Annotated in this window: 12 protein-coding genes; 10 read left to right on the top strand and 2 right to left on the bottom strand. The window is 70.0% G+C overall.

What is annotated here, in order from left to right; translation table 11 throughout:
- Window positions 1-2: 2 nt before the first annotated feature.
- The 9 genes from Drose_RS31995 to Drose_RS31955 all read left to right on the top strand — a co-directional run bounded on the left by Drose_RS31995 (window position 3) and on the right by Drose_RS31955 (window position 6,948).
- Window positions 3-458: a chemotaxis protein CheW gene (locus tag Drose_RS31995; RefSeq protein WP_260724994.1), complete on the top strand. Its 456-nt coding sequence runs from the start codon at window positions 3-5 to the stop codon at window positions 456-458.
- The gene (locus tag Drose_RS31990) at window positions 458-1,999 is read left to right on the top strand and encodes a methyl-accepting chemotaxis protein (protein ID WP_260724993.1); all 1,542 of its coding nucleotides are present in this window, start codon (window positions 458-460) and stop codon (window positions 1,997-1,999) included. The genes Drose_RS31995 and Drose_RS31990 overlap by 1 nt, the downstream gene beginning before the upstream one ends.
- Before the next feature lie 109 nt (window positions 2,000-2,108).
- Window positions 2,109-2,999, top strand: coding sequence for a hypothetical protein (locus Drose_RS31985; protein WP_260724992.1), 891 nt, complete (start codon window positions 2,109-2,111; stop codon window positions 2,997-2,999).
- Between the two features lie 158 nt (window positions 3,000-3,157).
- On the top strand, window positions 3,158-4,366 hold the full coding sequence (gene cheB, locus Drose_RS31980; RefSeq protein ID WP_260724991.1) for a chemotaxis-specific protein-glutamate methyltransferase CheB: 1,209 nt from the start codon (window positions 3,158-3,160) through the stop codon (window positions 4,364-4,366).
- The gene (locus tag Drose_RS31975; RefSeq protein WP_260724990.1) at window positions 4,363-5,220 is read left to right on the top strand and encodes a CheR family methyltransferase; all 858 of its coding nucleotides are present in this window, start codon (window positions 4,363-4,365) and stop codon (window positions 5,218-5,220) included. Before cheB ends, Drose_RS31975 begins: the two co-directional genes overlap by 4 nt.
- Before the next feature lie 6 nt (window positions 5,221-5,226).
- Entirely contained in the window at window positions 5,227-5,628 is a 402-nt protein-coding gene (locus Drose_RS31970) for a response regulator (RefSeq protein WP_260724989.1), read from the top strand.
- On the top strand, window positions 5,625-6,098 hold the full coding sequence (locus tag Drose_RS31965) for a chemotaxis protein CheX (protein ID WP_260724988.1): 474 nt from the start codon (window positions 5,625-5,627) through the stop codon (window positions 6,096-6,098). The genes Drose_RS31970 and Drose_RS31965 overlap by 4 nt, the downstream gene beginning before the upstream one ends.
- Entirely contained in the window at window positions 6,095-6,457 is a 363-nt protein-coding gene (locus tag Drose_RS31960; RefSeq protein WP_260724987.1) for a response regulator, read from the top strand. The genes Drose_RS31965 and Drose_RS31960 overlap by 4 nt, the downstream gene beginning before the upstream one ends.
- A gap of 8 nt (window positions 6,458-6,465) precedes the next feature.
- Window positions 6,466-6,948 (top strand): hypothetical protein, encoded by a 483-nt coding sequence (locus tag Drose_RS31955; protein WP_260724986.1) that lies wholly within the window; start codon window positions 6,466-6,468, stop codon window positions 6,946-6,948.
- Window positions 6,949-7,408: 460 nt separating this feature from the next.
- Here the strand turns inward: Drose_RS31955 and Drose_RS31950 are convergent, their stop codons facing one another.
- Complete coding sequence (locus Drose_RS31950; protein ID WP_260724985.1) at window positions 7,409-8,293, bottom strand: helix-turn-helix domain-containing protein; 885 nt, start codon at window positions 8,291-8,293, stop codon at window positions 7,409-7,411.
- Between the two features lie 88 nt (window positions 8,294-8,381).
- Between Drose_RS31950 and Drose_RS31945 the strand changes: the two genes are divergently transcribed.
- Window positions 8,382-10,022, top strand: coding sequence for an alpha-amylase family protein (locus Drose_RS31945; RefSeq protein ID WP_260724984.1), 1,641 nt, complete (start codon window positions 8,382-8,384; stop codon window positions 10,020-10,022).
- 11 nt (window positions 10,023-10,033) lie between these two features.
- Here Drose_RS31945 and Drose_RS31940 read toward each other — a convergent pair whose 3' ends face one another.
- Complete coding sequence (locus Drose_RS31940) at window positions 10,034-11,626, bottom strand: putative bifunctional diguanylate cyclase/phosphodiesterase (RefSeq protein ID WP_390891463.1); 1,593 nt, start codon at window positions 11,624-11,626, stop codon at window positions 10,034-10,036.
- Between the last annotated feature and the right edge of the window lie 46 nt (window positions 11,627-11,672).

Below are 11,672 nucleotides of genomic sequence, written 5' to 3'. Positions count from 1 at the left end.
GCATGGCCAGCCGTCAATACGCCACCTTCGAGGTCGCCGACCAACTGTTCGGCCTCGACGTCGCCAAGGTCCAGGAGGTCCTCTCCTTCGACCAGTACACGCCCGTACCGCTGGCGCCCGAGTCCGTCGGGGGACTCTTCAACCTGCGGGGCCAGGTGATCGCCGCGGTCGACCTGCGCGTGCAGCTCGGCCTGCCGCCGCGGACGAAGAGCTCGGAGCCGGCGATGAACGTCATCGTCAAGACCGACGAGGAGTCGGTGTCGCTGCTGGTCGATCGGATCGGCGAGGTGGTCACGCTCCAGGACGACACGTTCGAGCCGCCGCCGGACACGCTGACCGGCCCGAGCCGGCAGCTCATCACCGGCACGTTCAAGCTCGACGGCCGGCTGATGCTGGCGCTGGACACGAACAAGGCCGTCAACACCAACCCGTTCAGCGCCACCCGCGAGGAGAACTGATGGGCTGGCTCACCAACCGGAGCATCCGGATCAAGCTGCTCGCCGCCGTCCTGCTCGCCGCTGTCGTCACCGTCCTCGTCACGGTCCTCGGGCTCAACTCGCTGAGCGGCGCCAACGACCGGATGCGGCACTTCACGACCAAGAACAAGCAGTTCGTGGCGCTGGCGGACATGCGGCAGGGCATCGCGGACATTCTCGGCGCGCTGAACGAGAACCAGCAGAGGGCCGCGGACGCCGCCCTGGCCGACGCGATCAGCCGGTACCGCGACGGCGCGCCGGCGGGTCGGGGCGGCGACCTCAAGCTGATCGAGGAATCGGTCCAGGGCTACCGGACGGTGCGCGACACCGAGGCGAATCCGGTCATCGAAGCCGGCCGGGTCGACCAGTACGTCCAGATCATGACGGCCAAGGGCCAGCCGCTGATGCAGAAGGCCAACGATGCGATCGGACGGCTGCAGGACGCGGAGGTCGCCGAGGCCGAGCAGTGGCGCGCCACCGCCGAGAACGACTACAGGACCAGCCGGAACCTCATGATCCTGGCGGCCGCCGTCGGGCTGCTCGCCGCGTTCGGCATCGGCCTGTGGGTGACGTCGCTGGTCGTCGCGCCGCTGCGGCGGGTCGCCGACGTGCTCGGCGCCGTGTCCGAGGGCGACCTGAGCCAGTGCGTCGACGTACGGTCCACGGACGAGGTCGGCGTGATGGCCCAGACGCTCAACAAGGCCACCGAGAGCATGCGTACGACCGTGCAGACGATGGACCAGACCGCGTCCTCGCTCGCATCCTCGGCGAGCCAGCTCACCGGGATCAGTGCCCAGATCGCGTCCGGCACCGGCGAGGCCAGCGACCAGGCGAACGTCGTCGCGGCCGCGGCCGAGGAGGTGTCGCGCAACGTGCAGACGGTGGCCGCCGGCACCGACGAGATGGGTGCCTCCATCCGGGAGATCGCGCAGAACGCGAGCGAGGCGGCGAAGGTCGCGTCGCAGGCCGTCATCGCGGCCGAGTCGACCAACCAGGCGGTGAGCCGTCTCGGTGAGTCGTCGACCGAGATCGGCAACGTGGTCAAGGTGATCACCTCGATCGCCGAGCAGACCAACCTCCTCGCGCTCAACGCCACCATCGAGGCGGCCCGGGCGGGCGAGGCCGGCAAGGGCTTCGCCGTCGTCGCCAACGAGGTCAAGGAGCTGGCGCAGGAGACCGCCCGCGCCACCGAGGACATCTCCCGGCGGGTCGAGGCGATCCAGGCCGACACCACGGGCGCGGTCGGCGCGATCGGCGAGATCGGCGAGATCATCGCCCGGATCAACGACTACCAGCTCACCATCGCCTCGGCGGTGGAGGAGCAGACCGCGACGACAAACGAGATGAACCGCAGCGTCAGCGAGGCCGCGACCGGGTCCGCGGAGATCGCCGCCAACGTCTCGAACGTCGCGTCGGCGGCGCAGGCAACGTCACGCAACGTGACTGAAGCGCAACGCGCTGCCTCGGAATTGTCTCGGATGTCGGCCGAGATGCGGTCGCTCGTCGCGCGGTTCAAGATCTGAGCCGCCGGTCGGGTTACACTCCGGGGGTGACGCAGGGCTACTGCCCGGCGTTGCCCCCGACCCTTTCGGTGGACAGACCGGGGTGCAGCTTCGTTGCAGACTAGTTGCCATGTACAGCCTGGTTAGCGCCCCCGTTCTCGGCTTCGACCTCTCCCGTCTGCAGGGCGGATCGGCCGCGGCCGATGTGCTGTTGCATGGCCTGATGCTCACTCAGAGTGATCTCGACGCGGTCGCGTCGGCGCGTGCCGATGACGACTGGGACCGGGCTGACCTCTGGCGGGACGTCGACGCCGCCGCCCAGGAGCGACGCGCCGCCGTCGCCGACACTGGCACCTTGACCGTCATCGAGCGGGCGCCGCTCGGCACGCTCGACGGCCTCCTGCACTGCCTGCGGTACGACGTGCTCGACTGGACGTGGGGCAAGCGCCCGGCGCGGCAGTCGATGCCGGCGCCCCAGGCGCGCACCCCGCGGCAGCGGCAAAGCCCCGTCGCCAGCAAGGCCACCGGTGTGCTCTCCGACGCCGCCGCCGCTGCCTACCTGCGCGAACTGCTCTCCGACGAGTCCCGGCGCCGGCTGAGCGCCCCGTGGACCGCGGCCCAGCGCGCGCTGCCCGAGCGCCGGCATGACCTCGGCCCGCAGCAGGACGACGTCCGGCGCCTGCTCAGCCGCGTCGGCGCCCTGTCGCCCGACGAGATGCAGCGGCTGAACAAGGTCACCGACAGCGCCCGTCCCGGCCTCTCCGACTGGGCGCCCGCGGTGCACTCGGCGTCCTGGGCGGTCTTCCTGTCCGGCCGCGTCCGCGCCGGCGCCGCCGCCCAGCTTCTGCTGGTGCAGGCGCTCGACCGGTCCGGCGTGCCGGTCGCCGACCGCGCCGGCGGCGTGTGGAACCTGCTCAGCGGCGCGGTCCAGGCGCTCATGGTCCGCGACCTGCTCGACTCCGCCACGACACGGCGACTGCTCGACCCGTACTTCACCGCGATAGGTCCGCTGGCCGGCTGAACCAGGCGTCGAAGGCCAGACCGCCCCTGTCCGGGATGCTCCGGGCAGGGGCGGTTCTTTTGGGAATTTCCTCAGCGCCGTCAACACAGCGCCGATTAGCCCGCTGGACGTGACGGGCCTCGCAACACCGGAGGCCCCCGGTGCTGGAGGCAAGGCGCGTGATCTCGGTTCTGGTCGTGGACGACTCGGTCGTCGTCCGGCGTCTGATCACCGACGCGCTGAGCGACGACCCCGAGATCCGGGTCGTGAGCACCGCCCCCAACGGCCGTATCGCCCTGACGAAGATCGAGCAGCTACGGCCCGACCTGGTCACCCTCGACATCGAGATGCCGATCATGGACGGCCTCGAGACGCTGCGCGCGATCCGCGCCCGGTACGCCCGGCTGCCCGTCATCATGTTCAGCACGCTCACCGCCGCCGGTGCCACCGCGACGCTCGACGCGCTGGCCGCGGGCGCCAGTGACTACGTCACCAAGCCGGCCAACGTCGGCAGCGTCGCCGAGTCGATACGCAGCGTCCGCGAGCAGATCATCCCCCGCATCCACGCGCTGTGCGGCGGCCGCCGTGCCGTGCTGGCGCCGCCGACGCGCCCCGGCGCCCCCGCCGGTCCCGGGCGCGGCAACCGGACCCTGGCGCCGCCGCTGACCCGTCCCGCCGTCCCGCCACTGCCCGGCGCGGTCCGCGCACCCGGCACCGCACCGCAGGCGCCGCCGCCCGGTGCGCCCGGCGCGCCGCCGATCCGTGCGACGCCTCGCGCCGGCGCCGTCGACGTCGTCACGATCGGCTGCTCGACCGGCGGGCCGGACGCGCTCACCACGGTCGTGCGCGCGTTGCCGGCGAGCCTGCCGGTGCCGGTCGTCGTGGTCCAGCACATGCCACCCGTGTTCACCAAGATGTTCGCCGAGCGGCTCGACCGTACCGCCGCCTTGAACGTCGTCGAGGCGACCGGCGACATGATCGTCAAGGCGGGCACCGTCTACATCGCGCCGGGGGACTTCCATCTGGAGGTCTACCGTCGCGGCGCGGAGGTGGTCACCAAGCTCAACACCGGACCGCCGGAGAACTTCTGCCGGCCCGCCGTCGACGTGCTGTTCCGTTCCGTGGGCCGCGTCTACGGCGGCGCGACCCTGGCCATCGTGCTCACCGGCATGGGGCAGGACGGCAAGCGCGGGGCGGAGCAGTTGCGCTCCGCCGGCGCCGAGATCGTGGCGCAGGACGAGGCGACCTCGGTTGTCTGGGGAATGCCGGGAGCGGTCGCGCAGGCGGGCCTCGCCCACGCCGTGCTGCCCCTCGGCGACATCGCGAACCATCTGATCAGCCGTACCGCAGGTGGTCGCGGCGCGAAGTCCATGGAGGTGACTCGATGACCTTGACTGCCCAGGAGTTCGCCTTCATCAGCGGCCTTGTTCGACGCGACGCGGCGATCGTGCTGGAGGCCGGCAAGGAGTATCTGGTCGAGGCCCGGCTGCTGCCGCTGGCCCGCCAGTCCGGCCTGCCGACGGTCTCGGAATTCGTCAACCGCGCCCAGCATCGGCCCGAGCCGGAGATCCACCGCAAGATAGTCGACGCCCTGACCACCAACGAGACGTCCTTCTTCCGCGACGGTGAACCGTTCAAACAGTTGGTTGACACGGTACTGCCGGATCTGCTGTCCCGGCGCGCCGCGACGCGCTCGATCAAGGTGTGGTCGGCGGCGAGCTCGAGCGGCCAGGAGCCCTACACGATCGCCATGGTCCTCCAGGACAATCTCCCGCCCGGCTGGTCCTTCGACATCCTGGGCACCGACATCTCCACCGAGATGCTCACGCGCGCCGAGGCGGGGCACTACACCCAGCTCGAGGTCAACCGCGGGCTTCCGGCGCCCTTGCTGGTCAAGCACTTCGAGCGCGTCGGCGCGCACTGGCAGGTCGCGACGGCCCTGCGCAAGAGGGTGTCCTTCCGGCGGCTCAACCTGGCCGCGCCGTTTCCGCCGATGGGCCAGTTCGACATCGTGTTCATCCGCAACGTACTGATCTACTTCGACGTTCAGACGAAGCGCACGGTACTGCAGCGCGTCGCCGGCACGCTGCGCCCGGACGGCTGGCTGTTTCTCGGCTCGGCCGAGACGACGATCGGGATCGACGACAGATTCGAGCGCGTGGTCGCCGGGCGCACGTCCGCGTACAAGCTGCGCAAGGCGCCGACGACCGCCGCTCCAGTGAGCGCTGTAGGAAAGGGGTGACGCCAGATGCTCACCATGGTGATCGACGACTCGCGCGCGATGCGCTTGATCCTGAAGCGAATCGTGGCACAACTCGGCTTCGACGTGGTCGAGGCCGGCAACGGCCAGGAGGCGATGGACTACCTCAAGGCCGAGGTTCTCGATGGTGGTGGCGAGATCCCCGGCCTCGCGCTCGTCGACTGGAACATGCCCGAGATGAACGGGCTCGAGTTCGTCACGGCCGTCCGCGCCGAGCCGCGGCTGCGCGGGATGACGCTCATGATGGTCACGACCGAGAGCGAACAGAGCCAGATCGTCCGGGCCCTGGCCTCGGGGGCGCACGAGTACGTGATCAAGCCCTTCACCCCGGACGCCATCATCGACAAGCTTGCTCTGCTTGGCCTCGTCCCGAACGGAGTGGCAGCATGACCAACCCCACCGAAGACGACCTGCAGGTGATCGCCGAGCAGGTCTGGTCCTCCTATCTCGACCTCGACGGGGCGAGTCCGCTGGTCCCGACACCGGCGGAGAAGCATGTCGCCGACGTCACGGCGTCGGTCTCGGTGACCGGGGCGTGGCGCGGCCACGTGTTGGTGAGCTGCTCCGACGCGGCCGCCCGCAACGTCGCGGCCGCGCTGCTGGGCATCGAGTTCGACGAGGTGACCGAGGAGGACGTCGCGGACGCCCTCGGCGAACTGGCCAACATCATCGGCGGCAACGTCAAGAGCCTGCTGCCTGAGCCGTGCGCCCTGTCGCTGCCCCACGTGCACGTCGAGGGGGCCTCCGGGCGGTACCCGGCGGTCACCGAGGTGTGCCACCTCGACGGGAACTGGATGGACGAGGCCGTCACCGTCACCGTTCTGGAGAGCACCACCGACCTTGCTGGAGCACCTGTATGAAAATTCTCATCGCCGACGACAGCCGGGTCATGCGGCAGATCGTGACCCGCACCCTGCGCCAGGCGGGCTACGAAGGGCACGACCTCGTGGAGGCCTGCGACGGGCAGGAGGCCTTCGACAAGACGGTCTCCGAGAAGCCCGACCTGGTGCTGTCGGACTGGAACATGCCGCACATGACCGGGGTCGAGGTCCTGCGCATGTTGCGCGCCAACGGCAACACGGTCCCGTTCGGCTTCGTGACGTCGGAGGGCACCCCGGAGATGCGGCAGGCCGCCGAGGACGCCGGCGCGCTGTTCCTGGTCACCAAACCGTTCACGGCCGACACGTTCCGCGACGCACTCGACCCTATTTTGGGATGATATGAACCATGTCGCATGTTCTGCCCGTTCCCAAGGCCGTCAAGGATCTTTTTGACGACCTCCTCGGCCGGCCGGTCACCGTGAGCCCGGCCGATCCGCTCCGCGCGGCCGACATCCCCCGGACCCTGGTCGCCCTGTACACCGACGAGCGCCTGCACCTGAACGCCGTGATCGGGATGGACTTCAAGCTCACCGCGTACGCGGGAGCGGCGATCGGGCTGATCCCGCCGGGCGGGGCGGAGGCATGCATCGAAGACAATGAAATCTCCAAGATGATCGGCGAGAACGCCACCGAGGTGTGCAACATCCTGGCCGGCTTGATCAACCGCGAGGGTGCGCCGCGGTTGAAACTGCACCAGACGTTCCTGCCGGGCGAGACTCCGCCGGCCGACGCGGTCAACTGGCTGCTGGCACTGGGCCGCCGCCTGGACCTCAAGGTCGAGGTCTCGGGCTACGGCGCGGGCAACATCGCGATCGCCCTGGCCGGCTGACACGCCCGTCCCCGGCGCGATCCGGTGTCGCGCCGGGCGGGCACACGCCGCACCTCCGCCCGCCGCGGCGCGTGCCGCTGGTGGCGTTCCCCGTTCGGCTGGTGCGGCGGGTCGACTCCGTGGCGCCCGGCGCCGGCGGTCACCGCGGACGGTCGCACAAGTCGGCGGGTGCAACCGCCCGGCTTTTACTCTTAACTGTTAATCCGGCCGAAGGGCCGAGCGTTAACTGTTAAGGGCGCCGAAGATCTTCCCGTGCCGGCCTGCCTCCGAATAACTTCATCGGCAAGGAGAATGAACTTCCTTGTGGAGGCGGCACATGCGTTCCACCCTGACCGTCGCGGCGACATCCCAGCCGTTCCGATGGTGACGCCGGTTTTTTCCGGGAACAGAGGCGGGGCGCTGGCCACACCGGCGCCCCGCTGTTCTTCCCTGCCGTCCAAGGTGCTGTGACCAGCGTGTACTACTCCCAGTCCCACCGTAGGCCGTAACGGCCGGGCCCGTAGTCGAGGGCGATGGCGTGCACCGAGTCGCCGCCGCCGACCTCGATCGTGGTCACCTGTTCCGATTGGCCGTCCATCTGCTGGAACTGATAGACGGCCCGCGGTAACGCCGCGGGGTCGAAACAGACCTCGACCACGTATTCTCGGACGGGCAGCCGGAACTTGCGCTCATAGTTGGTCGCCAATGGGAACGGCGGATAATTGTGCAGAGCGTGTTCGGTGATCACCGTCTCGCCCTTGGCGAGCGGCCGGTCGAACAACAACTCGGCCAGCAGCAGGCCGCTCTCCGGGTGCTCCACCACCCGGCCCAGGCGGCAGTTGCGCACGGGCGTGAGCAGTGGCAATGGGCGCTCCTGCTCGTCGAGGCGCACGATCAGGACCCAGCGGTCCGGCCCGTCGGCCTCGGCGCGCAGGACCTGCCGCACGAGGAACGAGACCTCGCCCTTGTCGGGGCCGACGGTGACCCGGTCGTGCTGGCTGAGCCGGGTCAGCCGCTCGTCCCAACGGGTGTCGATGCCCTGCGCGAGGTCGACGATGAGGTCGCGCTCGGTCCAGAAGGCGCCGAGGTCGTGAGTGTCCTGGCTTTTGTGCAGGTGGCGGCCGCGGGGGCGCGGCGGTCCGACCAGCGCGGCCAGCGAGCCCGGCTCCACCTCGAGGATCTTCTCCAGCTCGGCCAGCGCGGCCAGCGACTCCCGGCGCTCCGGCCGGCTCCGGCCGGTCTGCCAGTAGCTGAGCGTGGCGAGACTCACCGAATAGCCTTCGGCGCGCAACCGCTCCTGGATGCGCTCCAGTCCCAGGCCTCGTGCCTGGATGGCGTCACGTAACGCGCCGGCGAAGTCGACCATCAGCCCCCCGAGAGCCATCCTCGCGGTCGGGGGATGCCACACGCAAGCGGGCGTTTGAGCGGACGCCGATTCGGGTTACCCCAACCACATGAGCGAGCGGTGGTACACCGAGAGCGTCATCTATTGCCTGGACGTCGAGACGTTCCAGGATTCCGACGGCGACGGCATCGGTGACTTTCAAGGTCTCATCAGTCGTCTCGACTATCTGACCAGGCTCGGAGTCAACTGTCTGTGGTTGCATCCGATCCATCCGACGCCCGGCCGGGACGACGGCTACGACGCCACCGACTTCTACAACGTCGATCCGCGGCTCGGCACGCTCGGCGATTTCGCGGAGTTGCTGCACGAGGCCGCCGGCCGCGGCATCAAGGTGATCATCGATCTTGTGGTGAACCACACCTCGGACGAGCACCCGTGGTTCCGATCCGCGATCGCCTCCAAGGACTCGCCCTACCGCGACTGGTACATCTGGAGTGACACCGAGCCCGCCGACCGGCGTCAGGGCATGGTCTTCCCGGGCGAGCAGTCCGAGACATGGACGTACCACCGGAAGGCCCGCGCCTGGTACTACCACCGCTTCTACGACTTCCAGCCGGACCTGAACTTCGCCAACCCGCGGGTGCGGACCGAGATCAAGAAGGTGCTGGCGTTCTGGATCCAGCTCGGTGTCGCCGGCTTCCGCATGGACGCGGTGCCGTTCATCATCGAGCTCACCGAGCCGGGCCGCGCCGAGGCCCCGATGGACTTCGCCTACCTCTCCGAGCTACGCCAGCACGTCCAATGGCGCCGCGGCGACGCGGTCCTGATCGCCGAGGCCAACGTCGAGCCGGAGCGGCTCCCCGAGTACTTCGGCGACGCGGGCGGCTCGGGCAACCGGATCCACATGCTCTTCGACTTCATGCTCAACGGCCGCCTGGTGCTGGCGCTGGCGCGGCAGAACCCCGAGCCGATCGTCGAGTGGTTGCGAACGACACCGAAGCTGCCGGACGGCGGGCAGTGGGCCACGTTCCTGCGCAACCACGACGAGATCGACCTGTCGCGGCTCACGGCCGAGCAGCGCGGGGACGTCTTCGCCGAGTTCGGCCCGGACGATTCGATGAAGCTGTACGACCGGGGCATCCGCCGCCGGCTGGCCCCGATGCTCGGCGGTGACCGCCGGCGGCTGGAGCTGGCCTACTCGTTGCAGTTCACGCTGCGCGGCACGCCGGTGCTGCGGTACGGCGAGGAGATCGGCATGGGCGAGGACCTCTCCCAGCCCGGGCGCTTCGCGATCCGCACACCGATGCAGTGGTCGTACACCGGCAACGGCGGCTTCACCGACGGCACACCGATCCGGCCGGTGATCGCCGGCGGCGACTACGGCTACGAGAAGGTGAACGTCACCGCGCAGCGCCACGACGACCGGTCGCTGCTGGCGTGGTTCGAGCGGATGATCCGCACCCTGCGGGAGAGCCCCGAGGTGGGCAACGGCACGTGTACCTGCATCGACCAGCCCATGCCGCCGGGTGTCCTGGTGCATCGCGCCGACGGCCCGACCGGCACGATGGTGTTCCTGCACAACCTGGGCACCGCGGAGGCGGAAGTCGACCTGGGGCAACTGGCGGCGGAGGGCCGCCAGCCCAACGACGTCTTCGCCGACCGGGAGTACCGGGAGGTCGGCGACCTCAGCGCGCTGGAGCTGGGCCCCTACGGTTACCGCTGGATCCGCCTGAACCGCTCGATGCCGTAGCTACAGCCGGATCACCGCAGCGCCGGGATCCCGGCCGGAGCGATCGGGCGGCCGAAATGCCAGCCCTGGCCGAGGTCGCAGCCCAGCGCGGCCAGGCGGCCGGCCTGGTCGGCGGTCTCGACCCCCTCGGCGGTGACGGTCATCCGCAGCGTGTGGGCCAGGCGGATCACGGTCTCGACGATCTGCTCGTCGACGTGGTCGCTCGCCAGGGAGCGGATGCCGGCCATGAAGGCGCCGGCCAGCTTGAGGCCGTGGACGGGGAGGTGGCGCAGGTACGCCAGGTTGGAGTAGCCGATGCCGAAGTCGTCGATGACGATGCGCACACCCAGGTCGGCGATCTTGCGCAGGGTCTGCACCGGCCGGCCGGTCGACTGCATGAGGACGGTCTCGGTCAACTCGAGCTGGAGGTTGGCCGGGTGCAGCCCGGAGTCGGTCAGCGCGTGCTCGACGTCCTCCAGCAGGCGCGGGTCGGTGCACTGGCGCGGGGAGACGTTGACGCTGACCAGCAGGGGAGTGTCGGGACGGCTGCGCTGCCAGGCGGCAGCCGCCGTGCAGGACTCGCGCAGGACCCAGCGGCCGAGCGCGTGAATCATGCCGGACTGCTCGGCGACCGGGATGAACGTGTTCGGCGAGACCGTGCCGAGGTCGGGATGGCGCCAGCGCAGGAGCGCCTCGGCGCCGCGGAGCCGTCCCTCCACAAGGGATACCAGCGGCTGGTAGACCAGCTCGAACTCACCGCGCTCCAGGGCGCCCGCCAGGCGGCCGGTCAGCCCGTACCGCAACAGTTGCTGCGCGTTGCGGGTGGCGTCGAAGACCGCATAACGGGCCCGGCCGTCGGCCTTCGCGAGGTAGAGCGTGGCGTCGGCGGCGCGCAACAGCTCCTCCGGGTCCGCACCCCGGGCCGGTTGCTCGACGATGCCGATGCTCGCCGACACCGCGAGCTCCTGGCCGTCGAGCCGGACCGGCTTGCTGAGCTCCGCGAGCATCGTCTCGGCCAGCCCGATCATGTCCTCGGCGCTCCTGGTGCCGCCGGCCACTACGACGAACTCGTCACCGCCGACCCGTGCGACGAAGTGGCCGGCGCCGTTGACGCAGGCCCGCAGCCGGTCGGCGAACGCCACGAGGAGCCGGTCGCCGGAGCCGTGGCCGAGCGTGTCGTTGACGGTCTTGAACTCGTCGAGGTCGAGGAAGCACACCCCGATGCGCGCGCCGTCGGGCGCGTCGCGGAGCGTGTCGGTGAGGTGCCGATACAGCAGGACCCGGTTGGGCAGCCCGGTCAGCGGATCGTGGTGGGCCTGGTGGTCCAGTTCGCGCTGGAGGTTGTGCTCGGCGTCGGTGAGCGTGCGGCTCCAGGCACGGCGGATGCGCTCCTGGTCGTCCAGGATGCGTTGACGGCTGGCCGCGGCGAAGCCGGCGGCGAACGCGCCGAGCAGCGCGCCGAACCGGTCCTCGTCGGTGTCGGCGGGCTTGCCGTCGACCACCGCGGGCAGCCGGGCGAGCACCGAGATCGAGTGGCGCAGGGCCTCGGGACTGGTGAGGCCGAGATCGACGATCGCGGCCCCGGCTGCCGTGCCGATCCGAGGGTCGAACCGCTCGGCGCGCATGGCGCCGGCGAGCCGGCGAGTCAGCTCCTCGAACCGGCGCCGCAAC

Origin of the sequence: Dactylosporangium roseum (assembly GCF_025264685.1) — a bacterium.
GTDB lineage: Bacteria > Actinomycetota > Actinomycetes > Mycobacteriales > Micromonosporaceae > Dactylosporangium > Dactylosporangium roseum.
The sequence above is the reverse complement of the archived record's forward strand: the minus strand, read 5'-3'. Positions and strand labels throughout refer to the sequence as shown.